General features: G+C 71.1%; 21 protein-coding genes. 6 read left to right on the plus strand and 15 right to left on the minus strand.

What is annotated here, in order from left to right:
• Nucleotides 1-61: 61 nt before the first annotated feature.
• The 8 genes from cobT to ACIA8X_RS21950 all read right to left on the minus strand — a co-directional run bounded on the left by cobT (nt 62) and on the right by ACIA8X_RS21950 (nt 11,807).
• Nucleotides 62-4,798, minus strand: a complete 4,737-nt coding sequence (cobT, locus tag ACIA8X_RS21915) for a nicotinate-nucleotide--dimethylbenzimidazole phosphoribosyltransferase (RefSeq protein ID WP_399458919.1) — start codon at nt 4,796-4,798, stop codon at nt 62-64.
• A 370-nt stretch (nt 4,799-5,168) separates the two neighbouring features.
• Nucleotides 5,169-6,380, minus strand: coding sequence for a precorrin-6y C5,15-methyltransferase (decarboxylating) subunit CbiE (cbiE, locus tag ACIA8X_RS21920; RefSeq protein ID WP_393461373.1), 1,212 nt, complete (start codon nt 6,378-6,380; stop codon nt 5,169-5,171).
• Between the two features lie 115 nt (nt 6,381-6,495).
• Entirely contained in the window at nt 6,496-7,134 is a 639-nt protein-coding gene (locus ACIA8X_RS21925) for a GNAT family N-acetyltransferase (protein WP_393461371.1), read from the minus strand.
• Between the two features lie 142 nt (nt 7,135-7,276).
• Nucleotides 7,277-8,098: a MetQ/NlpA family ABC transporter substrate-binding protein gene (locus ACIA8X_RS21930; RefSeq protein WP_393461369.1), complete on the minus strand. Its 822-nt coding sequence runs from the start codon at nt 8,096-8,098 to the stop codon at nt 7,277-7,279.
• A gap of 5 nt (nt 8,099-8,103) precedes the next feature.
• Nucleotides 8,104-8,937: a MetQ/NlpA family ABC transporter substrate-binding protein gene (locus ACIA8X_RS21935; protein WP_393461367.1), complete on the minus strand. Its 834-nt coding sequence runs from the start codon at nt 8,935-8,937 to the stop codon at nt 8,104-8,106.
• An 84-nt stretch (nt 8,938-9,021) separates the two neighbouring features.
• The gene (locus ACIA8X_RS21940) at nt 9,022-9,747 is read right to left on the minus strand and encodes a methionine ABC transporter permease (protein WP_393461365.1); all 726 of its coding nucleotides are present in this window, start codon (nt 9,745-9,747) and stop codon (nt 9,022-9,024) included.
• Nucleotides 9,744-10,832, minus strand: coding sequence for a methionine ABC transporter ATP-binding protein (locus ACIA8X_RS21945; RefSeq protein WP_393461363.1), 1,089 nt, complete (start codon nt 10,830-10,832; stop codon nt 9,744-9,746). Before ACIA8X_RS21945 ends, ACIA8X_RS21940 begins: the two co-directional genes overlap by 4 nt.
• Before the next feature lie 327 nt (nt 10,833-11,159).
• Nucleotides 11,160-11,807, minus strand: a complete 648-nt coding sequence (locus ACIA8X_RS21950; protein ID WP_393461361.1) for an HAD-IA family hydrolase — start codon at nt 11,805-11,807, stop codon at nt 11,160-11,162.
• A gap of 69 nt (nt 11,808-11,876) precedes the next feature.
• Here ACIA8X_RS21950 and ACIA8X_RS21955 point away from each other — a divergent pair, with 69 nt between their 5' ends.
• Both ACIA8X_RS21955 and ACIA8X_RS21960 read left to right on the plus strand, forming a co-directional pair.
• Nucleotides 11,877-12,236: a hypothetical protein gene (locus ACIA8X_RS21955; RefSeq protein ID WP_093908976.1), complete on the plus strand. Its 360-nt coding sequence runs from the start codon at nt 11,877-11,879 to the stop codon at nt 12,234-12,236.
• Nucleotides 12,217-12,660, plus strand: a complete 444-nt coding sequence (locus ACIA8X_RS21960) for a hypothetical protein (RefSeq protein WP_393461359.1) — start codon at nt 12,217-12,219, stop codon at nt 12,658-12,660. The genes ACIA8X_RS21955 and ACIA8X_RS21960 overlap by 20 nt, the downstream gene beginning before the upstream one ends.
• On the opposite strand, the gene ACIA8X_RS21965 is transcribed toward ACIA8X_RS21960, so the two are convergent.
• From ACIA8X_RS21965 to ACIA8X_RS21975, 3 genes are all read right to left on the minus strand, one after another.
• Entirely contained in the window at nt 12,650-13,147 is a 498-nt protein-coding gene (locus ACIA8X_RS21965) for a GNAT family N-acetyltransferase (protein WP_093908978.1), read from the minus strand. The two genes, ACIA8X_RS21960 and ACIA8X_RS21965, sit on opposite strands and share 11 nt — an antisense overlap.
• Nucleotides 13,148-13,192: 45 nt before the next feature.
• The gene (locus tag ACIA8X_RS21970; RefSeq protein WP_393461356.1) at nt 13,193-13,711 is read right to left on the minus strand and encodes a sigma-70 family RNA polymerase sigma factor; all 519 of its coding nucleotides are present in this window, start codon (nt 13,709-13,711) and stop codon (nt 13,193-13,195) included.
• Between the two features lie 74 nt (nt 13,712-13,785).
• Entirely contained in the window at nt 13,786-14,949 is a 1,164-nt protein-coding gene (locus tag ACIA8X_RS21975; RefSeq protein ID WP_393461354.1) for a glycerophosphodiester phosphodiesterase, read from the minus strand.
• Between the two features lie 394 nt (nt 14,950-15,343).
• Here ACIA8X_RS21975 and ACIA8X_RS21980 point away from each other — a divergent pair, with 394 nt between their 5' ends.
• Nucleotides 15,344-16,018, plus strand: coding sequence for a 1-acyl-sn-glycerol-3-phosphate acyltransferase (locus tag ACIA8X_RS21980; RefSeq protein ID WP_346182974.1), 675 nt, complete (start codon nt 15,344-15,346; stop codon nt 16,016-16,018).
• A 115-nt stretch (nt 16,019-16,133) separates the two neighbouring features.
• Here the strand turns inward: ACIA8X_RS21980 and ACIA8X_RS21985 are convergent, their stop codons facing one another.
• From ACIA8X_RS21985 to argH, 4 genes are all read right to left on the minus strand, one after another.
• Nucleotides 16,134-17,660: an MFS transporter gene (locus ACIA8X_RS21985; protein WP_393461352.1), complete on the minus strand. Its 1,527-nt coding sequence runs from the start codon at nt 17,658-17,660 to the stop codon at nt 16,134-16,136.
• Nucleotides 17,657-18,226 (minus strand): TetR/AcrR family transcriptional regulator, encoded by a 570-nt coding sequence (locus ACIA8X_RS21990; protein WP_393461350.1) that lies wholly within the window; start codon nt 18,224-18,226, stop codon nt 17,657-17,659. The genes ACIA8X_RS21985 and ACIA8X_RS21990 overlap by 4 nt, the downstream gene beginning before the upstream one ends.
• Before the next feature lie 81 nt (nt 18,227-18,307).
• A complete protein-coding gene (locus ACIA8X_RS21995; protein ID WP_393461348.1) occupies nt 18,308-19,279 on the minus strand; it encodes an aldo/keto reductase in 972 nt (323 codons plus the stop codon).
• 163 nt (nt 19,280-19,442) lie between these two features.
• Complete coding sequence (gene argH, locus ACIA8X_RS22000; protein WP_393461346.1) at nt 19,443-20,873, minus strand: argininosuccinate lyase; 1,431 nt, start codon at nt 20,871-20,873, stop codon at nt 19,443-19,445.
• Nucleotides 20,874-21,137: 264 nt separating this feature from the next.
• Between argH and ACIA8X_RS22005 the strand changes: the two genes are divergently transcribed.
• From ACIA8X_RS22005 to ACIA8X_RS22015, 3 genes are all read left to right on the plus strand, one after another.
• The gene (locus tag ACIA8X_RS22005) at nt 21,138-22,055 is read left to right on the plus strand and encodes a hypothetical protein (RefSeq protein ID WP_393461344.1); all 918 of its coding nucleotides are present in this window, start codon (nt 21,138-21,140) and stop codon (nt 22,053-22,055) included.
• 116 nt (nt 22,056-22,171) lie between these two features.
• On the plus strand, nt 22,172-22,759 hold the full coding sequence (locus ACIA8X_RS22010) for a pyridoxamine 5'-phosphate oxidase family protein (protein WP_393461342.1): 588 nt from the start codon (nt 22,172-22,174) through the stop codon (nt 22,757-22,759).
• Between the two features lie 3 nt (nt 22,760-22,762).
• Nucleotides 22,763-23,464 (plus strand): L,D-transpeptidase, encoded by a 702-nt coding sequence (locus ACIA8X_RS22015; RefSeq protein WP_399458920.1) that lies wholly within the window; start codon nt 22,763-22,765, stop codon nt 23,462-23,464.
• Nucleotides 23,465-23,543 lie beyond the last annotated feature (79 nt).

Genomic DNA, 23,543 nt, shown 5'->3' on the forward strand with positions numbered 1-23,543 from the left:
GCGGCATCGGCGAGGACCCGGCGCTGTCGCACCGGAGTCCTCACCAGCGATACGGCAACCGCTACTTCTCAGTTACCCCCGCCGAGTCGAACGTCGCCACCTCGTGCATCGCCCTCGCCGTGCTCTGCACCAACGGCAGGGCCAGCAGCGCGCCCGTGCCCTCGCCCAGCCTCAGGTCGAGGTCGACCAGGGGGCGCAGGCCCAGCTTGTTGAGGGCGGCGACGTGGCCGGGCTCGGCGCTGCGGTGGCCCGCGATGCAGGCGGCCAGCACCTCGGGGGCGATCGCGCGGGCGACCAGGGCGGCGGCGCCGGCGCTGACGCCGTCCAGGATCACCGGGGTGCGCAGGGACGCGCCGCCGAGCAACAGGCCGACCATCGCGGCGTGTTCGAAGCCGCCGATCGCGGCCAGGACGCCGATGGGGTCGGCGGGGTCGGGCTGGTGGAGCTCGATGGCGCGGCGGACGACCTCGGTCTTGCGGGCGAGGGTCTCGTCGTTGATGCCGGTGCCGCGGCCCGTCACGTCGGCCGGGTCGGTGTCCGTGAAGACGGAGATCAGGGCCGCCGACGCGGTCGTGTTGGCGATGCCCATCTCGCCCGTGAGCAGGGCCTTGTTGCCGGCCGCCACCAGGTCGCGGGCCGTCTCGATGCCGACCTCGATGGCCTGCTTGGCCTCCTCGCGGGTCATCGCGGGGCCGGTCGTCATGTCGGAGGTGCCCGCGCGGACCTTGCGGGGCAGCAGACCCGGGGTCGCCGGGAGGTCGGTGACCACACCGACGTCCACGACGCAGACCTCGGCGCCCACCTGGCCGGCGAAGGCGTTGCAGACCGCGCCGCCGCCGAGGAAGTTGGCGACCATCTGGGCCGTCACCTCCTGCGGCCAGGGGGTGACGCCCTGGGCGTGCACGCCGTGGTCGCCGGCGAAGATCGCGACGGCCGCGGGCTCCGGGATCGGCGGCGGGCACTGCCGGGACAGCCCGGAGAGCTGGGCCGAGATGATCTCCAGCATGCCGAGCGCGCCGGCCGGCTTGGTCATGCGCTTCTGCCGCTCCCAGGCCTCGCCGAGCGCCTTGGCGTCCAGCGGACGGATCTGGGCGACGGTCTCACCGAGCAGGTCGTGCGGCTCCTCACCGGGCAGGGCGCGACGGCCGTACGTCTCCTCGTGCACGACCCACGACAGCGGGCGGCGCTTGGACCAGCCGGCCTGCATCAGCTCGGGCTCGTCCGGGAACTCGTCGACGTACCCGACGCACAGGTAGGCGATGACCTCCAGGTGCTCGGGCAGGCCGAGGGCGCGGACCATCTCGCGCTCGTCGAAGAAGCTGACCCAGCCGACGCCGAGGCCCTCGGCGCGGGCGGCGAGCCAGAGGTTCTCGACGGCGAGCGCGGCGGAGTACGGCGCCATCTGCGGCTGGGTGTGCCGGCCGAGGGTGTGCCGGCCGCCGCGGGTCGGGTCGGCGGTGACGACGATGTTCACCGGGGTGTCGAGGATGGCCTCGATCTTCAGTTCCTTGAACTGCTTGGCCCGGCCCTTGGGCAGCGACTTGGCGTACGCCTCGCGCTGACGCTGGGCCAGTTCGTGCATGGTGCGCCGGGTGTCGGCGGACCGGATGACGACGAAGTCCCACGGCTGCGAGTGGCCCACGGAGGGCGCGGTGTGGGCGGCCTCCAGGACGCGCAGCAGGACCTCGTGCGGGATCGGGTCGCTGCGGAAGCCGTTGCGGATGTCGCGGCGCTCGCGCATGACCTTGAGGACGGCCTCGCGCTCGGCGTCGTCGTAGGCGGGCGCGGCGGGGCCGGTGGACTGACGTACTTCTTCCACTGCGGCCGTGCTCTCTTCTTGAGGGTCTTCCTGGTCGGCGGCCCGGGTGTCCAGGTCCTCCGCGTGCTGTACGAGTTCGGGGTCGCCCCCGCGGGGTGCCGGGACCGTGGCGACGGCGGCCGGTGCCTCCTTCACGGGGAGGAGGATCGGCTGCGGCGGGGTCGGCGCGAGGTGCGGGGTGGTCGGAACCAGGCCCTCGACCGGGACGAACTGCCCCAGGGACTGGTCGGGCGTGGGCTCCAGGGGCGTGGCCGACGGGAGGACGGCTGTGGCGTCGTCGCCGTCCTGGGGGTCCTGGAGGGCCTGCGCGGACTGGGTCACTGACCGCAGCTGCGGTCCGGCGGGTTCCGCTACGAAGGGCTCGGGCGCTTCGGCCGGTGCGATGTCCGTCGGGGAAGCCTGCGGGTCGGGCGAGTCAGGGCTCGACGGGTCGGTGCCGGGGGCGTTCGAGGCGGCGGACGCGGCGAGCGGCTGAGGAGCCTCGGCCGGCTCGGCGGGCATGTCCGGAGTCTGCTGGGCGCCCGGCACCTGGCCTGCGGGGTCCGCGATAGGTGCTTCCGCTTCGGCGCCGAGCGTGTTCGCGGCCACGGCCTGTGCGGCGACGGCCGCGTCGGTGTCCGCCGGCGTGCCGTCATGGGCCGGCTGCGGGCTCTGCGCGAGGTTCGGGTCCGCCAGGGGTTCCGCCACCGGGGCGGAGAGCTCGGCGTCCGGGAAGTGCGGGGTCGGATCGAGGGCTGCATCGAGGGTTACGACGGCGGAGGCGTCGTGGGCGGGGTGGGGCACCTGCCCGACCTGCTCGGCGTCCGCGGGCTGGGGAGCCGGTGCCGCTTCCGATGCCGTCGGGTCGCGGTCGGCTTCCGGGGCCGGCTGGACCTGAACCGGGATGACACCCTCGGCCGCGGCCTGGGCGGCCTCGGCGGCGGAGACAGCCTCAGGAACCGGGGCACCCTCGGGAGCGGGCTCTTCGCCGCCCTGGGCGAGAGCCTCGGGCGCGACGGCATCGGCAACCTGGGCAGCCTCGGCGGAGGGAGCCCCGGGGATCTGTTCGCCCTCGACTACAGGCGTCCCGGGCATCTGGGCGGCTTCGGGGGCGGGTGCTGCGGGGGCCTGCTCTGCTTCAGCGGGGGGCGCGGCGAGGGCCGGCCCTGCTTCAGCAGCGGGCGCGGCGAAGGCCGACCCTGCGTCAGGACCGGGCGCTGCAAGAGTCTGCTCGCCCTCGGCGGCGGGCGCGGCGACGGCCTGCTCGCCGTCAGCAGCGGGCGCTGCAAGAGCTTGCTCTGCTTCAGCAGCGGGCACGACAAGAGCTTGCTGCGCCTCAGGAGCGGGCGCCGCGAGGACCTGCTCGCCCTCAGGAGCAGGCGCCGCGAGGACCTGCTCGCCCTCAGGAGCAGGCGCCGCGAGGACCTGCTCGCCTTCAACAGCAGTTGCCGCAGGGGCCCCCTCGCCCTCGGCGGCGGTCTCCACGAGGGCTAGTTCGCCTTCCGCAGCGGATGCCGCCACCGGCTGCACCGCCTCGGGCGTGGCTGTCTCGGCGACGTCCCCGGGCTCAGCCGCGGCAGCCTCGCCAGTCGGTGCGGCCCCGGGCGCGGCAGCGCCGGGAACCTCAGCGACCTCGCCAGCTTCGGAGACCTCGGCGACGCCCGCACCGACAGCCCGCGCGCCGTCGCCCGAAGGGTCCCCGGCAACCGAAGGGTCCCCGCCAACCGGCACGCCCTCAGCGCCCGGCACGACTCCCGGAACCTGCTCGGGCTCGAAGCCCTGCCCGTGCTCGGGCACATCGCCGGCTCCCGCGTCCTGTACGGCGTCGGGGACACCGGGCGCGCCAGGCACCGGCCCGGCATCCTGGGCCGCCCCGCTCACCGGGACCTCCCCGCCGTCAGCGTCGGACGGGATCGCCTCGACCGCGCCGGCACCGGGATCGGCCACAGCTGCCGCGCCATCCCCGGCCCCGGGCACGACGGCAGCCCCGACGGTGGGGTCATCCGCGGCCACCGCCAACTGACCGGCGTCCTGGCCATGCGTCGCCTCGGCACCCGGAACCTGCGCGCCGTCGGCCGACTGCCCGGCACTCGCAGCCGGTGCCGTTCCAGGAGCAAGACCTCCGTCCGCACCCGGTTCCCCGGCGACGACTTGCTCCGCATCTACGACCGGTGTGGCATCGGCGGCCGACGGCAGCTGGCCGTCGTACGCACCCTCTTGGGGCACCACCACACCAGCCGCGGCACCTTGCTGCACCTCTGGCGCAGCGGCCTGCGCCGCATCCGTGGTACCCGGCGCCACGTCCAAAGCCGCGCTCTGCACCGCGTCCAAGGTCGCAGCCTGCGCCACGTCCGCCGTGCCCTGCGGAGCACTCCCCGGGGCCACGGCGCCCATGGCGACCCCGGCCACCACCGCCTGTGCCGAGCCGACAGGCTGCCCGGTCGGGACAACCGTTTCGGCAGCCGACACCTCGACACTCACCGGTGCCGGGGCCGGCGCGCCCCACGGTGTCGCCGTCTGAGGGGCCGCCGCCTCGCGGTGCTGCTGGACGTCGAGGTACTCGGGGCCGGTCGCGCCGGGGTGGCGTACGGGGGCGCCGACGGCGCCGCGGTCGGCGAGGGAGCGGACCGGGCTGGCGGAGGCGTCGGGGATCGGCGGACCGAGGTGGAGGGGGCGTCGGGGCGTGATGGGCGGGATCGGCGTCGAGGGGGGCGTCGAGTTCGGGAGGCGGACGCCGCTGAGGTCGACCGAGCCGCTGTCGCGGCCGGAGATCTCGTGCGGGCCCGGCTCGTGCACGGCCTCCAGGACCGGCTCCGGCGCGGGCGGGGCGACCTCGTTGCCCCAGGCACCGTGGGAACCGGGCATCAGCAGGTCTTCGTCCTCGGCGGTGGTCTCGGAGAGGTAGGTGTACGTACCGTGCGCCGCGGGGGCGCCCGGCTGCTCCACCATGCCTGCGCTCTCCGGCAGTCCCTCGCTCGGGACCTGGCCGGTGTCGGTCATGCGTACCCCTCGCCCATCGGTTAGTGCCTCTTACGACCAGCTCGCCCGGGAACGGCGCACCGACCGCCCCCGCAGTGAAGAACGAGCGTGCGTGCCCAGCGGCACGAACGACCCGCCCAAAAAAGGCGACAAAGCCATTGAGTGGCATTGTCCTGGCCGTTCGGCCGTCGCGACAGGTTGATCCGCGACAGGCCGCTGTGGACTGCGCCACGTTGCGCGTCCCCCAGGTCCGCCGTACCACACGCACCCCAAACGGGGCGTGTTTTTCCGGACATTGACCGACGAAGCGCCGGGCGACCGAGTGCGGTACAACGATCGGCCAGCCTACCGCGCGCGGTACGACAACAGGATCACGGGGACAGGTACACGGTCATACCGTGCGGTCGGGCAACACCCCGCTGAGCAGGAACGCAACCGTGCGCTCGCGCTCCGTCCAGGCCCGCGTGTCGAGCTCCACGGACTGCAGGAGCGCGCACTCCACGTCGTAGCCGTGCTGGGTCAGGTCCCGTCCGACGAGTTCGGCGGCGTCACGGGTCGCGGCGTGCGTGACGATGCGCTGCGGGCGCCGGTCTGCGACGGCGGAGACCACGGCGGCTCCCCCGCCGCCGACGCGTACGACGTCCGGTTCGGGGAGGTTCTCCAGGATGTGCGGGGCGGTGCCGTGGACGATCTGGAGCTGGACTCCGAAGCCGCGCGCGTTGGCCCCGGTGCGCTCACAGGCCCGCGGGTCGCGGTCGACGGCGATGACGGCGGCGCCGGCCCGGGCGGCCTCGGTGGCGAAGGCGCCGCTGCCGCAGCCGATGTCCCACACGAGGTCGCCGACGCGCGGGCCGAGCCTGGCGAGTTGGGCCGCACGCAGCGGTTCCAGCTCGCCCTCGCCCATTAGTCCGCCGTAGGACTCGGCGGGCAGGGTCCAGCCGCGCGGCCCGACGCCCGGGTCGCGCCCGGAGATCCAGCCACCGGACTCCCCCGCGCCGGCCCGGCCGCCGATGACGATGACGACGTTCGGGTCGCGCCATGCGTGGTCGGCGGCCTTGTCGGAGGTGACGACGGTGACCTGCTCGCGCTCGGTGCCCAGTTCCTCGCAGATGACGAAGGTGCGGTGCACGCCCTCCAGGAGCAGGCCGAGTTCGGCGGGTCCGGCGCCGGGTGAGGTGAGGACGGCGACCTTGGTGTGGGCGCGGCACACATTCACCGCGCGTCGCAGGGTGCGACGGTGTGCGACGACCACCTGTGCGTCGTCCCACGGCATGCCGGCCCGGGCGAAGGCGGCGGCGACCGAGGAGACGGCGGGGACGACCTCGACCTCCAGGCCGAACTCGGGTGCACGCAGGGTCCGTACGACGCCGAAGAAGCCCGGATCGCCGTCGGCGAATACGACCGCGGTCCCGCGGTGGCCGGCGATGCGGCGGGCGGCGAGGGCGGTGCTGCCGAGACGGATGCGCTCGGCGGCGGGCGGCACCTCGGGAAGCGCCAGGTGGTGTGCGGCGCCGGCCACGAGCGTGGCGGCACCGAGAGCGGAGCGTGCCGCGGCGGTCAGCGGCGAGCCGTCCCAGCCGATCACCGTGACGCGGTCGGCCATCGTCGTCAGTCTCCAGAGTTCGCGCAGGTCGTCGTGGGCAGCTACGAGGGGCGGGCTCCGTGAGGGTACCTGGTCGCCGGGTCGGCACCGCCCGTGCCCGTGGGTTCGATTCCCGTCAGTTCCACTCGCCGAACGAGGTGAAGCCGCCGCTGTCGGCCAGCTGGTCCCCGGCGCCGTCGAGATCCTCCGGGAGGAGGCTCCAGACGATGAAGTCCGTGCGTACGTCGGTCCAGGTGCCGTCGTCCGTGCGGACGTGCGCTATGCACGCGTTGCGCAGGACGCCCTCGCTGATACAGCCGATCTTCTGGGCGACCTGCTGCGAGGCGGTGTTGTCGGCGGCCGTGCGCAGCTCGATCCGTTCGAACTTCTGGTCGCTGAACAGCCATTGGGCGGTGGCCAGCGCGGCCTCGGAGGCGTAGCCCTCGCCGCGGGCCCAGGGAGCGATGATGTACGACAGCTCGGTGGAGCGCACATGCCAGTTCGTCTTGGCGAGCTGGACGACGCCGACCAGGCGCTGGGTGAGGAACTCGGTGACGGCGAGGTCGAGTCCTCGCCCGGCCGCCCGCTCGGCGGGGGCGTACTCGTTGATCCAGGTGCGGGCGCCGTCCTCGGTGTAGGGCTGGGGGACGTCCGTCCAGGCGCCGACCTGCTCGTCGTTCATCATCTCGGCCAGTGCGGGCACGTCGTCCTCGTCGAGGGGGCGCAACACCAACCGCTCCGTGCTGATGGAGATGTTGGGGAAGGTGCTAGTCATGCGCCGCTCCGTAACCTTCGGAAAACCTACAGGGCCTGCTGAACTGCCCAGCATGCAGCATGAAAGCACTGAACCGCACGACAGGGTCCACCCCGGGTGAGCGAGTGGACCCTGTGCGTACCGAAACGCCGTATACGCGCCGTCAGCCGGAAGCGACCGGCAGGACCGAGCCCTTGTACTTGTCCTCGATGAACTTCTTCACCGCGGACGACGTGAGCAGCTTCGCGAGCTTCCTCACGCGCGGGTCGTCCTCGTTGCCCTTCTTCACGGCGAGGAGGTTGGCGTAGGGGTTGTCCTTCACCGACTCCAGCAGGATGGCGTCCTCGGTGGGGCTGAGATCCGCGTCCTGGGCGTAGTTGTTGTTGATGACCGCCGCGGCCACGTCGTCGAGCGAGCGCGGCAGCTGGGCGGGCTCCAGCTCCTTGAACTTCAGGTGCTTGGGGTTGGCGGCGATGTCCGCCGGGGACGCGTCCGTGCCCGCGCCCTCCTTGAGCGTGATGACGCCCTTGGAGGCGAGGAGTTTCAGGGCGCGGCCCTCGTTGGTGGTGTCGTTCGGCACGGCGACGGTGGCTCCGTCGGCGAGCTTCGTGACGTCGGTGACCTTGTTCGAGTAGACGCCCATGGGCGGCAGATAGGCGTCGACGACCGGGACCAGGTCGGTGCCCTTGGACTCGTTGAAGTCGTCCAGGTAGGGCTTGTTCTGGTACAGGTTCGCGTCGAGCGAGCCCTCCTGGAGCGCGGTGTTCGGCAGGACGTAGTCCGTGAACTCCCTGATCTCCAGGTCGAGGCCCGCCTTCTGGGCGAGGTTGTCCTTGATGTACGTCAGTACCTCGCCGGCCGGGACCGCGGTGGCGCCGACGACCAACGTGTCGTCGTCGGTGCCACCGGAGGAGCCCGAGCCGCAGGCGGTGAGCGTCAGGCCGAGAGCCAGCGTGGCCGTCAGCGGTACGGAGAGGCGCTTCATGTCGGTCAGAAGGCCGCGACGACGGCGCCGTCGTACTTGTCCTCGATGAACTTCTTCACCTCGGGCGACGTGAGCAGCTTCGCCAGCTTCTGCACGCGCGGGTCGTCCTCGTTGCCCTTCTTCACGGCGAGGAAGTTGCCGTACGGGTTGTCCTTGGGCGACTCGGCGGCGATGGCGTCCTTGGCCGGGCTGAGGTCGGCCTCCAGCGCGTAGTTGCCGTTGATGACCGCGGCGTCGACGTCGCCGAGGGAGCGCGGCAGCTGGGCCGCCTCAAGCTCCTTGAACTGGAGGTTCTTGGGGTTGGTGGCGATGTCCTTGGGGGTCGCCGTGTAGTCGGCGCCCGCCTTGAGCTTGATCACACCGTTGGCCTCCAGCAGCTTCAGCGCGCGGGCCTCGTTGGTGGTGTCGTTCGGCAGGGCGATCGTGGCGCCCTTCTTCAGGTCCGTGAGCTTCTTGACGCCCTGGGAGTACACGCCGAGCGGCTCCAGGTGCACCGTGGCGTTCGGCACGGCGACGATGTCGGTGCCGTTCTTCTTGTTGAAGTCGTCCAGGTACGGCTGGTGCTGGAAGTAGTTGGCGTCGACCTCACCCTGCTGGACGGCCGTGTTCGGCGTCACGTAGTCGGTGAACTCCTTGACCTCGAGTTCGAGGCCGGCCTTCTTGGCGAGCTTGTCCTTGATGTAGGTGAGGATCTCGCCCTGCGGGGTCGGCGTGGCCGCGACCTTCAGCGGGGCGCTCGCGTCGGAACCGGAGTCCTTGTCCGAGCCGCACGCGGAGAGCCCGAGGGTGAGGGCTCCGGCGGCGAGGACGGCAGTGGTGATCTTGGCGGTGTTACGCACGAAAAGTGCCTTTCCTTATGGGTGGTGCGGCCCCGCGACGGGTGGGCGGGGGAGATAAGGGGGATCAGGAGGGATTGCCTGCGCTCAGACGGTCTTGCTCGTGGCCGTGGACGCCTTCAGCAGCCGCAGCTTCGGCGCCGCGCCCGAGTGGCCGCCGCGGCGGTGCAGGGAGCGGGCCGCGTAGTCGCCGGCGAACTGGATGAGGGAGATGACGACCGCGAGGATCGCGACGGTGAACCACATCAGCTCGGTCTCGAAGCGCTGGTAGCCGTAGCGGATGGCGATGTCGCCCAGGCCGCCGGCGCCGACCGTGCCGGCCATGGCCGAGTAGCCGATGAGGGCGACGATCGTGGTGGTGGTGCTGGCGATGAGGGACGGCAGGGACTCGGGTACGAGGACCTTGCGCACGATCGTCCAGGTGTTGCCGCCCATCGACTGCACGGCCTCAACGAGACCGCCGTCCACTTCGCGGACAGCCGTCTCGACCAGGCGGGCGAAGAAGGGGATCGCGCCGATCGCGAGCGGCACGATGGCGGCCTCGCGGCCGATGGTCGTGCCGGTGATCCAGCGCGTGAAGCTCATCAGCGCGACCATCAGGATGATGAACGGCATCGACCGGGCGACGTTCACGATCTGACCGATGACCCTGTTGGCGAGGACGTTCTGGAGCAGACCGCCCCGGTCGGTGAGGACGAGGAGGATGCCGAGCGGAAGGCCGCCGACGACGGCGATGAGGGTGGACCAGCCGACCATGTAGAGGGTGTCCCAACACGCCTGCTCCAGCAGGGGCTGCATCTCGGACCAGGTCACTTGGCACCTTCCTTCACCAACAGGGGTTCATCGATGACGTCGATCTGCAGGCCCTGTTCGCGCAGGAAGCCGATGGGCACGACGTTGTCCTCGTAGCGGCCGGGCAGTTCGATGCGCATCCGGCCGACCTGGAGGCCGCCGACGGTGTCGATGGCGGCGCCGAGGATCGAGATGTCGATGTTGTAGGTGCGCGAGAGCTGGGAGATGACCGGCTGGGTGGCCGCCTCGCCCTGGAAGGTCACGTCGACGACGGTGCGGTCGTCGCCTGAGGCCTCGCCGCCCACCGGGAAGAGGGCGGCGGCCAGTTCGGAGCCGGGCGTGGCGAGCAGCTCGCTCACGGTGCCGGACTCGACGATGCGGCCCTGCTCCATGAGCGCGGCCGAGTCGCAGATCGACTTCACGACGTCCATCTCGTGCGTGATGAGCAGGACGGTCAGGCCCAGCTGCCGGTTCAGGTCGCGCAGCAGCTGGAGGATGGAGCGGGTGGTCTCCGGGTCGAGGGCACTGGTGGCCTCGTCGGAGAGCAGCACCTTGGGGTCGCCGGCCAGGGCGCGGGCGATGCCGACGCGCTGCTTCTGGCCGCCGGAGAGCTGGGCGGGGTAGGCCTTGGCCTTGTCGGCAAGACCGACGAGGTCGAGCAGTTCGAGCGCCTTGCGGGAGCGTTCCTTGCCCGACTGGCCGAGGATCTCCAGCGGAAGCTCGACGTTGTCCTGGACGGTGCGGGAGGACAGCAGGTTGAAGTGCTGGAAGACCATGCCGATACGGCTGCGGGCCTGCCGGAGTTCCTTGCCGGCCCGGGGTCCGCGCCCCGCGAGGGCGGTGAGGTCCTGTCCGGCGACGGTCACGGTGCCGGCGGTGGGGCGCTCCAGCAGGTTGACGCAGCGGATGAGCGAGGACTTGCCGGCGCCGGACTGGCCGATGACGCCGTACACCTCGCCTTCGCGGACATGGAGATCGACGCCGTCGAGGGCGGTGACCTCTCGGCCGCGTGAGCGGTAGACCTTGGTCAGGCCCGATGTGGTGATCACTGGGGTTTCCGTCACTGTCGAGTGCGCGGCACGTCGTGGGCGCCGGGCACGTGGCATGGCAGGGTCGAAGGCAGCCAGGACGCAGCACGGTTCTCGGGGACGCGGTCGAACCGGAGGGGAGAATCGTGTGCGCGGGGCGCGGCTCAGTCCCGTACGCGAGGCGCGGACGCGGACATGAGCGGGCTCTCGCTTCGGGGCGCGAGGCTCAGGTGGTGCAGGGGCCCTCTAGAAGGCGCACATTCGACACATACAACGAGCACCGGGCGTCATGGTCGCCTCGGTCGCAGCGGTGCGGCAGCTCGTCGTGGTCATGCGATCAGTAAACCAGACGTACGGTCCTTACCAACCGCCGCCGTCCGCATCCTGGACAACGGCGGACAGCCGTCAGTCGCGGACGGAGATCTCCACGGCCCCGTCGATGACCAGCGCGGACAGGGCGGACAGGTCCCGCACGACGAGGTCGGCTTCGAGTTCGTGGGCCTCGTGGGTTGTGGCCAACGCCACGGTGGTCATGCCGGCGGCGCGACCGGCCGCGAGACCCGCGGGGGCGTCCTCGAAGACGACGCAGTGGGCCGGGTCGACGCCCAGTTCGCGGGCGGCGAGGAGGTAGGGCTCGGGGTCGGGCTTGCCGCGCGTGATGTCGTCGGCGGTGACCATGGTCTTGGGGAGGATCCCGACGGCCTCGAGCCGGGCCTCGGCGAGGCGTCGGGTGGCGGAGGTGACGACGGCCCAGCGGTCGGCGGGCAGCGAGTCGAGGAGGTCCTTGGTGCCGGGCAGCAGGTGCGCGCCGCCGTTCGGGACGTCCTCCACCTCCAGGGTCTCGATCCGGGCGAGGGCCTCCGGCACGACGTCGGCGGGCAGCAGGTCGGCGACTATCTCGACGGCCGGGCGTCCGTGCAGCTCGACCCTGCCGAACTCCTCCGTGATGCCGTACTCCTCGGCCCAGCGCGCCCAGCAGCGGTCCACGGAGGCCAGGGAGGAGACGAGGGTGCCGTCGTTGTCGAACAGGAGGGCTTGTGCACGGATCTTCATGCCCTCGACCCTACGATGCCCGCCGGGGGCGGCCGCATCAGGCCTTTTGGCCCGTAATAGGCTCGCCGCATGTTTGATGCCCTGACGCTGGTGACCGGGGTCGCCGCGCTGCTGCTCGCCGCGTGGTGCGGATGGGCGGCGTACCGTGATCAGCCGACCAAGGACTGGCACTTCATCGGGATGGCCGTGGTGACGGTGCTGGCCCTGGTGCAGCTGGTGGTCGGGATCGTGCTGCTGGCGCGGGGCGAGAAGCCGGAGCAGGGCACGACGATCTTCGTGGCGTATCTGCTGGGTTCGTTCGCGTGCGTTCCGGCCGCGGGCTTCATGTCGCTGGCCGAGCGCACCAAGTGGGGTTCGGTGACGGTCGCCGCGGGCGGTGTGGTGCTCGCCGTGCTGGAGGTGCGGCTCTATGACATCTGGGGAGGCTGAGGTGGCCGTGACCGAGGAGAAGCCGACCAGGACGCGGCTGATCAGTGGGCCCGGGATTCTGCTGGTGTGGCTGTACGGCGTGATGGTCGTCGGGGCGGTGTCGCGATCGGCGTACCAGATCGCGACGGAGTTCGACCGGGCGCCGCTCGCCTACTCGTTGTCGGCGGTGGCGGGGCTCGTGTACGGGTTCATCACGTACACCCTCGTCAGGGGCGGCGAAAGAGCCCGCAAGGCGGCGCTGGTGTGCTGCGCCGCCGAGCTCGCGGGCGTTCTGGTCATCGGCACCTGGACGCTGGTGGAACCATCGGCGTTCCCCGACGCGACCGTCTGGTCCGACTACGGCATGGGATATCTGTTCATCCCCGTACTGCTGCCCCTGTCGGCCCTGTACTGGCTCCGCAAGGCACGAACCGTCAAGCCGTAGTGGCGTACGTCCCCGCCAGTTTCTCCAGGACGATCATCGGCACCCCGTCGGCGCCCTTCGACGTGCCCACCGCCTCGTAGCCGACCTTGCGGTACAGGCGGAGGTTGCCCTCGCTGCGGTGGCCTGCCTCCAGGCGGAACCTCTTGGCGCCGCGCTGTTCGGTCAGGGCGGCTTCCGCCGCGCGCAGCAGCCTCGCGCCGATGCCGTGGCCCTGGAGGCGGGGGTGGACGCAGAGCTTGCCGATGGCGGCGGCGCCCTCCGCGGTGACGCTGCCGCGGACCGAGCCGACGACCTCGTCGCCGAGTCGCGCCACGAAGACGCAGTCAGCGGCGACCTCCGCGCGGACCGAGTCCAGCGTTTGGACCAGCGGGTCGATGCGGTAGTTGCCGTACAGCGCCGCCTCGCTCTGGAAGCACAGGTACTGCAGCCTGAAGATCTGCTCCGCGTCCTGCTCGGTCGCCACCGAGATGGTCACGCTCATGCCCATGTGCGCACGCCTCCCGCTCACCTGATCGCCTGTTGTTCCTCACTCCTATCCCCGCGCTCTGCGGGCCGCAACCTCCGGCGCGAGCAAACGACGCAGACATCCCAGGCATCTGGAACGTTCCGGGCCGAGACTGCCCTGTGAGATACCCAACTCCCCCGCGATTTCCCGGTATGTCAGGTCCTTCGGGGAGAGGAGGGCCTCCATCAGACGCGGGCAGCGGCCGGGGAGCCGGCGGACCGCTTCCCGCAGGGCCCGGTGGCGGGCGGCCGTGAGGGCGAGGTGTTCCGGGTCGTCGGCGCTCTCGTCCGCCGGCTCGTGCTCATACGGTCGTTCGAGCCGCGTCGTACGGCGGCTGCGGCGCGCCTCCGAGCGGACCGCCCGGCGCAGCCAACCCGGTGGGTCCGGGGGCGGGCCGTCCGAGTCGAGGCGTTCGAGGAGGCGAAGCCAGACCGCCTGTTCCAGGTCGCCGGCTTCCGCTCCGCAGGCGGGTGCCTCTGCCGAGGCCTCGGCGGTGAGGAGGGGGCGCAGCGCGGCAACCAGGTCGTCGCTCGGGTCGTCCGTCATATGCGGCACGACGCGGCCGCCCGGGCGCGGGGTTGCCCGGACGGCCGACGCTCACCCCAACCGGGGCGTGGGTCTCAGCCGTTGACGAAGTCCTCGCGGGCCAGCACGCCCGTGTCGGGGTTGTCGGTGAAGACGCCGTCGATGCCGGTCGCGAAGTACACCTTGTAGGCGCCGAAGACGTCGCCGTAGGCGTCCGCGTCGGTGCCCTTGCGGAAGTTCGCGGGGAGGAAGGGGTTCTCGTTGCGCATGGTCCAGGGGTGCAGGAGCAGGCCGACCCTGTGCGCGTCGCTCACCAGCGTGGTGGGCGTGGTCAGGTTGCCGTTCGCGTCCTTCGGGATGACCAGGTCCAGGGTGGGGCCGATGCCCTGGGCGTAGGAGGCGATCTCCCTGAGGCCGGCCGGCTTGACCAGGTCGGCGACGGTGCGCGGGTCGCCGGTCTCGACGAAGTCCCAGGGGCGGGTGGTCGGGCCGGAGAGCAGGACCACCAGCGGGTTGTCGACCAGCTTGTTCAGGCGCTGGATGCTGGTCGGCTCGAAGGACTGGATGACGACCGGCGAGTTCCGGCGGTCCTTGCCGTGCTTGTGCAGCACCTTGGCGACCCGCTCCTCCAGGGCGAGGCCCAGCTTGCGGAAGTAGGTGGGGTGCTTGAGCTCGGGGTAGATCCAGACCTGCTTGCCGCGCTTACGGGTCTGCTCGTCCTGCCACCGCAGGACCTCTTCGAAGGTGGGGATCTCGAAGCGGCCGTTGTACAGGGTGTTGTGCGGACGGTTGGCCGGGATGCGCTCGATCGCGCGCAGGGTCTTCAGCTCGGCGAGCGTGAAGTCCTCGGTGAACCAGCCGGTCGTGGAGACGCCGTCGAGCAGCGTGGTCTTCTTGCGGTCGGCGAACTCGGGGTGGTCCGCGACATCGGTCGTGCCGCCGATCTCCGGCTCGTGCCGGCAGACCAGGTGGCCGTCCTTGGTGGGCACCAGGTCGCCCGCCTCGACGATGTCGGCGCCTATGTCGAGGGCCAGCTGGTAAGAGCCGAGGGTGTGCTCGGGCCGGTAGCCGCTGGCGCCGCGATGGCCGATGATCGTCGGCTTGGGCAGGGACTTCAGACCGCCGCCACCGTGCCGGGCCTCGGCGGCCGTCGCCGTACCGGACAGCCCGAGGACCGCTCCGCCCGCGCCGAGCACGGCCGCTCCGAGCAGCGCCCGCCGTCCGGTTCCGACCGTCTGCCCGTTCTCCTGCGTTCCCATGAGCGCCCTTCCTGCCCGTCCGTTCGACCTCTGTGCTCGGCGCTCCGCCTCCGGGGCGCGGGCCGATCCTAGGTGCGTGTACATGACGGTGGGGAGACCACCGCCGGAACGCGTGGGTGACGCTGGATGTCGTACGTGAACGCAGTGGTGACGTGCCGTCGGATTCGTCGTGGTGACGCGGGGAACGCGTCCGGTATGCCCCGAGGGCGATGTCCGTCACATCGTGGCGGGCGCGTTACAAGCGGGCTCCGGCGCGCCACCGCAGGTAAACCCGCGTCAACAGTGAGTAAGACGTCGGTGAAGTCGGCGCACCCGATGTGCGGGAGACCCGGGACCGCGAGTATCGTCCTCACCTGCACAGACATATAGGAAACCGTTGACACCGGAGGGCACGTTGTCCCGCTTCGCGCTCATCAAGGCAGTGCTCGGACCGATCATGCGCCTGATGTTCCGCCCACAGGTGGAGGGCGCGGAGCACATCCCGGGCGACGGTCCCGTCATCCTGGCCGGCAACCACCTCACCTTCATCGACTCGATGATCCTGCCGCTGGTCTGCGACCGTCAGGTCCTCTTCATCGGCAAGGACGAGTACGTCACCGGCAAGGGGTTCAAGGGCCGCCTGATGGCCTGGTTCTTCACCGGCGTCGGCATGATCCCGGTGGACCGGGACGGCGGCCGGGGCGGTGTCGCGGCGCTGATGACCGGGCGCCGGATCCTGGAGGAGGGCCAGGTCTTCGGCATCTACCCCGAAGGCACCCGCTCGCCCGACGGACGGCTGTACCGGGGGCGCACCGGCATCGCGCGGCTGACGCTGATGACCGGGGCGCCGGTCGTCCCGTTCGCCATGATCGGCACGGACAAGATCCAGCCGGGTGGGGCGGGCATGCCGCGGCCGCGCAAGGTGACGGTTCGGTTCGGTGAGGCTATGGAGTTCTCCCGGTACGAGGGAATGGACCGGGATCGCTATGTGCTGCGGGCCGTGACCGACTCCGTGATGGCGGAGGTCATGCGGCTGTCCGGGCAGGAGTACGTGGACATGTACGCGAGCAAGGCAAAGGAAGCGGCGTAGCTCCGCTGGTTGGGCCGGGGGGTTCGCGGAGCTGCGGGCGGTCTGTTTGCTGCGGGTTCGTCGTGGCTGGTCGCGCCCACGCGGCGGAGCCGCCAATCGATACAGCCCCGCCCCCCTAAGATGCGGCGTTGTCCAGCCGTTGGCCGCGGAGGAGGAACCACGCTGCCACCGCCGCCGCGAGCAGGACTGCCGCGCCTGCGCCTGCCGCGATCGTGAGGCCGTCGACGAAGGCATCCTGGGCCGAGGACAGCATCGCCCGAGCTGTGTCCGACGGCATCGCAGCCGCCGCCTCCACCGCCCCGCCCAACGACTCGTGCGCCTCCGCCGGAGTGCCCGCCGGGCCTGCGAAGTCCCTGTACACGCCGGTCACGATCGAACCCAGTACGGCGATTCCCATCGCCGCGCCCAGTTCGTACGCCGTCTCCGACACCGCCGACGCCGCGCCCGCCTGCTCCTTCGGTACGGAGGAGAGGATCACGTCCGATGTCACCGTGAAGGAGAAACCGGCGCCGATGCCGACGACCAGCAGGGCGGCGCCGAGCAGGGGGTAGCCCGTCGAGCGGTCGATCACCGTGAGCGCGGCCAGGGCCAGGCCGATCGCCGCGAGGCCGCCGGAGACCACGGCCCGTACCGAGTAGCGGCGGGCGACGCGACCGGCGATCAGGCCGGCCACCACCGCGCCGATCGCGGCGGGCAGTTCGGCCAGGCCCGCCTCGAACGGGCCCCGTCCCTGCACGAGTTGCAGGAACTGGGAGAGGAAGAACACCAGGCCGGACAGGCCGAGGATGGTCAGCAGGTCGGCCAGCACCGCGCCGCTGAAGCCGCGACCGCGGAACAGCCGCATGTCCAGCAGCGGGGTCGGCAGCGTGAGCTGGCGGCGTACGAAGCCGTACAGCGCCGCCGCGCCCAGCAGGCCCGCGGCGAGCGTGGTCCACATGAAGCCGTGTGCGGCCGCCTCCTTGACGGCGTAGACGACACCGAGCATGCCGACGAGGGACAGGGCCACGCTGATCAGGTCCCACGGGCCGGGACTGGGGTTCCGGGATTCGGGCAGCAGCTTGATGCCGACGAGGACGAGGACCGCCATCACCGGCAGGTTGATCAGGAAGACCGAGCCCCACCAGAAGTGTTCGAGCAGGAAGCCACCGACGATCGGGCCGACGGCCGTACCGGCGGAGGCGGTCGCGCCCCAGATACCGATGGCGAGGCTGCGTTCGCGCGGGTCGTGGAAGAGGTTGCGGATCAGGGCGAGGGTGGCGGGCATCAGGGTGGCGCCCGCGACACCGAGCAAGGCCCGGGCCAGGATCATCAGTTCGGGCGTCGTCGCGTAGGCGTTGAGGACGGATATCGCGCCGAACGCCGTGGCGCCGACGAGCAGGATCCGCTTGCGGCCGATGCGGTCGCCCAGGCTGCCCATCGAGACGAGCAGGCCCGCGATCACGAAGGAGTAGACGTCACCTATCCAGAGGAGCTGGGTGCCGGAGGGCTTCAGGTCCTCGCTGATGTAGGGGGTCGCCAGGCCGAGGACGGTCGCGTCGACGGCCACCAGCAGCACGGCGAGCACAAGGACGGACAGCGCGAGCCAGCGGCCCGGGCGCTTCACCGCCTCGGTCGTGGTCGCCGGCTGCAGGGTGCTGGTCATGATTCCTCTCTCTGTCCAGTGGCGTGATGCCGTAGTGCGCCGCCGAGCAGCAGCTCGGTGATCATGTGGGTGAAGTCGTTGCGGGCGACCCTGCCCTCCGAGACCGCCCAGGCCCCGGAGGCCAGCAGGCCGTAGAGCGCCTCGGTGAGCCAGGCCGGGGTGAGGTCGATGCGGAACTCACCGCTCTGCTGGCCGCGCCGGAACAGCGCGGCGATGCGCTCGTCGATGCGCGCCCACCCCGCGTTCTGCTCCTCGCCCTCGAACAGCTGGTTCTCCGTGTAGAGGAACGCGAGCAGTCCGGCCGCGGGCTCGATCTCGCGGACCAGCCGGCGCACGGCGTCCGGCGCGGGCCCGTCGTCGAGGCGGGCCGCTGCCAGCGCGGCCTCGCACTCCGCGATGCCGAGCGACTCCAGCGCCCGTACGAGGGCATCGCGCCCGGCGAACTGCCGGTGCAGCGTGGCACGGCTGATCCCGGCCGCCTTGGCGACCTCGTCCATGGTCGCGGTGGATTTGCGGGTCAGCAGGGCTGCGGCGGTGCGCAGGACGTGGTCACGATCTACGGCCATGAGACGAGAGTAGCGCATGTGAGACATTGATGTCTCATCGAGGGCATGCGTGACTCAAGACTGCCGGTCGGCGGGTGTGCGTCAGTGCCAGGGCAGTTGCCCGCGCCGCTCCCAGTACGCGCCCGGCTCCTCCACCAGCACGGCCAGCCGCTCCAGCTTGTCCTCGTCGAGGTCCACGACGGCGGCGTGCAGGTTGGACGCAAGTTGTACGGTCGTCGCGGCGCCGGAGAGGACCACGCCGGCCCAGGGCTGACGCAGGACGAGCGCGAGGGCGACCGCGTCGCACCCCAGGGACGTTTCTTCCGCTACGGCCTTCAGCGCGTCCGGCGCGTGCGGGTCCGCGAGTCGGCCGTTGGCCATGCCCTCCTTCACGATCACCGTGAGCCCGGCGTCGTGGGCCTCGGCGAGGGCGGGGGCGGCCGAGGTCTCCAGGGCGTTGTACGTCGACTGGACGGTGCGGAAGAGGGGCTCGCCGTCGACGGTCACCGCGAGGGCGGCGCGGATCGCGTCGGCCTGGGCGGGGCCGCTGGTGGAGAAGCCGATGGTGAGGCCGCCGGCCGCTGCTTCGGCGAGCCTGACGTGGAGGTCCTTGTCGGTGAGGGCGGGGCTGTCCGGGGTCACCGAGTGGATCTGGTAGAGGTCGAGACGGTCGCCGAGGAGGGCGTCGGTCTCGGCGCGCTGGCGCTCGTAGGTCTGGATGCCGTGGTCCTTGACCTCGTGCGTCTCGGCGTCCGCCGACCAGCCGGCGGTGTAGGTGTAGCCCCACTTGCTGCCGACGACGATGTCGTCCAGGTCGGGGCGGGCGTTCAGCCAGTCGGCGAGGAACTCCTCCGAGCGGCCGTAGGAGCGGGCGGCGTCGAAGTAGCGGACGCCTTGGGCGTAGGCGGCGTCGAGGAGTTCGTGGGTGCGGGTGCGCAGCGCTTCGGCGCTGCGGTTCTCTCCGAGGTCTTCGTCCCGGCCGAGGTTGATGTAGCCGGGGCGGCCGACGGCGGCGAGGCCGAGTCCGATGTGGCAGGTGGGGGTTGTTGCTGTGGCCAGTCGGGCGAACGGCATCGCGGGCTCCGTTTGGGTCGGCTCCAGTACGGCTTCCGACCAACGTAACCCGCGATGACCTTGACGTAATCGCCGTCGAGCTCGGTTTGTGCGGTGGTTTGGCGGGTGCGGGTTCAATGTGGCTTGTCGCGCAGTTCCCCGCGCCCCTAAGAGGGCGTTGGCCTTAACCCTTCTTTGCCGTCGCCCACTCGTGCTGGACCGTCACATCCTGCTTCACCTCGGCCAGCTGGATCGCGACCGCGCTCGGGGCCGTGCCACCGCGGCCGTTGCGGGAGGCCAGGGCGCCCGGCACGTTCAGCACCGACCGGACCTCCGGGGTCAGGTGGGCCGAGATCTTCGCGAACTGTTCGTCCGTCAGGTCGTCCAGTTCCTTGTTCTCGGACTCGGCGACCTTGACGCACTCACCGGCGACCTCGTGGGCGACGCGGAACGGCACGCCCTGCTTGACCAGCCACTCGGCGATGTCCGTGGCCAGGGAGAAGCCGGCCGGGGCCAGTTCCTCCATGCGCTCGCGGTTGACGGTGAGGGTCGCCATCATGCCGGTGAAGGCGGGGAGCAGGACCTCCAGCTGGTCGCAGGAGTCGAAGACCGGCTCCTTGTCCTCCTGGAGGTCGCGGTTGTAGGCGAGGGGCAGGGCCTTGAGCGTGGCCAGCAGGCCCGTCAGGTTGCCGATCAGGCGGCCGCTCTTGCCTCGGGCCAGCTCGGCGATGTCCGGGTTCTTCTTCTGCGGCATGATCGACGAGCCGGTGGAGAACGCGTCGTGCAGGGTCACGAAGGAGAACTCCTTCGTGTTCCAGATGATGACCTCCTCGGCGATCCGGGAGAGGTTCACGCCGATCATCGCGGTGATGAAGGCGAACTCGGCGACGAAGTCGCGGGACGCCGTGCCGTCGATCGAGTTGGCGGCCGACCCGTGCTCGAAGCCGAGGTCCTTCGCGACGGCCTCCGGGTCCAGGCCGAGGGAGGAGCCCGCCAGGGCGCCCGAGCCGTACGGCGACACGGCCGTGCGCTCGTCCCACTGGCGCAGGCGTTCCGCGTCCCGGGACAGGGACTGCACGTGGGCCAGGACGTGGTGGGCGAAGAGCACCGGCTGGGCGTGCTGGAGGTGGGTGCGGCCGGGCATCGCGACGTCGGGGTGGGCCTCGGCCAGGCCGATCAGCGCGTCCTGGAGGTCGGCGATCAGGCCGCCGATGACACGGGCGTGGTCGCGGAGGTACATCCGGAAGAGGGTCGCGACCTGGTCGTTGCGTGAGCGGCCGGCGCGCAGCTTGCCGCCGAGGTCTGGGCCGAGGCGCTCCAGCAGGCCGCGCTCCAGGGCGGTGTGGACGTCCTCGTCGGCGATGGTGCCCACGAAGTCACCCGAGGCCACATCCCCTTCGAGCTGGTCGAGGCCCGCGATCATCCGGGTCAGCTCGTCCTCGGTGAGCAGCCCCGCCTTGTGCAGCACGCGCGCGTGGGCGCGCGAACCGGCGATGTCGTACGGCGCCAGCCGCCAGTCGAAGTGGACGGACGCGGACAGCTTCGCCAGGGCCTCGGCGGGACCGTCGGCGAAACGGCCGCCCCAGAGCCGTACGTCACCGCTGTTGCTGCTCACTTGCTGTGCTCCTCGGGAGGTCTGGGTGTGGCACCGCCTCCCCGTAGCGTGAACGGGGAGGCGGTCGTCAGGCTAGTGCGAACCCACCAGGGAACTCACCAACGGACTCACCACACAGTGACCTGCATGATTATGCAGAGCCTTGCATGATTCGTCAATTTGCGGAGCCTTTGAACGCGGGAAACCGCTTACTCGTACCTCTCGCCGAACGCAGGCGCCGCGTTCGTACACGACGACACCACCGAACCCGAGTGAGGCATCCGCATGTCCAGGGCTCTTCCGAAGTACAACAAGCGTCGCGTCGCGTTCATCGGCGGCGCCGCCGCGGTGGCGCTGTCCGGCACGGTGATCGCCGGCTTCGCCCTCGCCGGGGAGACGACATCGTCTTCGAAGAGCGGCACGAACGCCCGGACGCTGGCCGGCCCCGGCACCATCTCGTGCCCGGAGGTCGACTCCCAGCTGCCGGCGATCCCGGCGTCCGCGCAGGCCGAGGTCGACCGCAACCTGGCTCTGCTGAACACCCAGATCCAGGAGGCCAACCAGCGCCTCGTCGACACCGTCGGCCAGGGCGGCCCCAACTTCGTCCAGAACGCCATCCTCGGCCCCCTGGAGGACAAGCGGATCGCCACCCTCAACCGCATCGAGACCGCCATCGGCCGCGCCGCCGCGAAGCCCGAGGGGCTGGAGGCGTTCGCCGCCTGCACCCTCAACGCCGACGGCGGCGCGGGAGCGGGCGCGGGCGAGGAGGCCGGTGCCGGTGCCGGTGAGGAAGCGGGGGCGGGCGCCGGTGCCGGCGAGGAGGCCGAGGCCACGCCGAGCGAGACGGCCACGGACGACGCGGGGAACGCCGCGGGCGAGGAGGGCGGCGACGCCGCGGGGAACGCCGGCGTCGGCACGATCACCTGCCCGGACGTCACCGGCCAGCTGCCCGCGATCCCTGCCTCCGCGCAGGCCGAGGTCGACCGCAACCTGGCTCTGCTGAACACCCAGATCCAGGAGGCCAACCAGCGCCTCGTCGACACCGTCGGCCAGGGCGGCCCCAACTTCGTCCAGAACGCCATCCTCGGCCCCCTGGAGGACAAGCGGATCGCCGCCCTCAACCGCATCGAGACCGCCATCGGCCGCGCGGCCGCGAAGCCCGAGGGGCTGGAGGCGTTCGCCGCCTGCACGCTCAACCAGTGACGTGACAGGCAGCCATGGCCGCCCCGTTGGCACGCCGGCCGGGGCGGCCATGGTGCCGCAAGCGGACCTCGCAATTCCTTAGACAGGCGAACGATCCACGTCCATACTCGGTTGACGTGGGAAAAACTTATGAGCGCATAGACGGCAGGCTCCGCACGTTCATCGAGGAGCAGCCGCTCTTCTTCACCGCGACGGCTCCGCTGGCCGCCGACGGGACGGTCAACCTCTCCCCCAAGGGCCTCAAGGGCTCCTTCGCGATCCTCGACGAAGTCACCCTGGCCTACCTCGACTTCGCCGGGTCCACCGCCGAGACCATCGCGCATCTGCGGGAGAACGGCCGGATCACCCTCATGTGGTGCGCCTTCCAGGGCCCGCCGAACATCGTCCGCGTGCACGGCCAGGGTGAGGCCGTCTTCCGCGACGACCCTCGGTTCAAGGAACTGCTCGGCCACTTCCCCGACATCGACCCGAGCCTGCACGGCCTGCGCGCGATCATCGTGGTACGGGCCGAACTCATCCGCGACTCCTGCGGGTACGCGGTGCCCTTCATGACGTACGACGAGGACCGCGACCTGCACGGCAAGCGGTTCGCGCGCGAGGACGACGACTCGCTCAGCGCCTACTTCACCAAGAAGGAGCACATCGCGACCAGCCTGGATGGCCTACCCGGGCTGCCGTTGCCGCTGCCTCCCTCTAGCGTCTGAGCCATGCGCCCCGGTGTCGTCGCCCTCGCGTCCGCGTCCTTGCTCGTCCTCGGTGCCGCGCCCGGCGGCGCGCCGCCGCAGCCGCTGCCCGCGCGGATGGCCGACACCGGGGGCGGCAGCCAGCTGATCACCGCGGTGGCGCCGAAGGCCGGCTCGACGTCGGGGACGGTCACCTGGTGGGACCGGGTGGACGGGCAGTGGGTGAAGACCGGTTCGGCGTCGGCCCGGTTCGGGGCGAAGGGGCTCGTCGAGGGGGCCGAGCGGAAGCAGGGCACGAACACGACGCCGACGGGGCTGTTCGGGCTGCCGTACGCCTTCGGCATCAAGGCCGCGCCGCGCGGTACGGCGTACAAGTACCGCCGTGTTCACCGGGACTCCTGGTGGTGTCAGGACAACGACTCCCGTGCGTACAACCGCTGGACCGAGCCGCTCGCGCGCGACTGCCGGGCCGCCGAGTCCGAGCACCTGGTCTCCTACGGCGCGCTGTACGCGTACGCGCTCGTCATCGACTTCAACTACGCGCGCCCGGTGCGGAACCGAGGGGCCGGGATCTTCCTCCATGTGAAGGGGCGTGGGGCGACCGCCGGTTGTGTGTCGGTGTCCGAGGACGCGATGCGGCGGATCCTCAAGTGGGCCGATCCGCGGCACAGGCCGCACATGGCGATCGGCACGGCGAACGGGCCGACGGCGATCACCCGGTACTGAGCACGTACTGAGCACGTACCGACCGAGCACGACTGAACACACGGACCTCCCCGCACGTATCTCTGGGCCAAGGGACCAC

This window comes from Streptomyces sp. NPDC051738, assembly GCF_044453205.1.
In the GTDB taxonomy this organism is placed as follows: domain Bacteria; phylum Actinomycetota; class Actinomycetes; order Streptomycetales; family Streptomycetaceae; genus Streptomyces.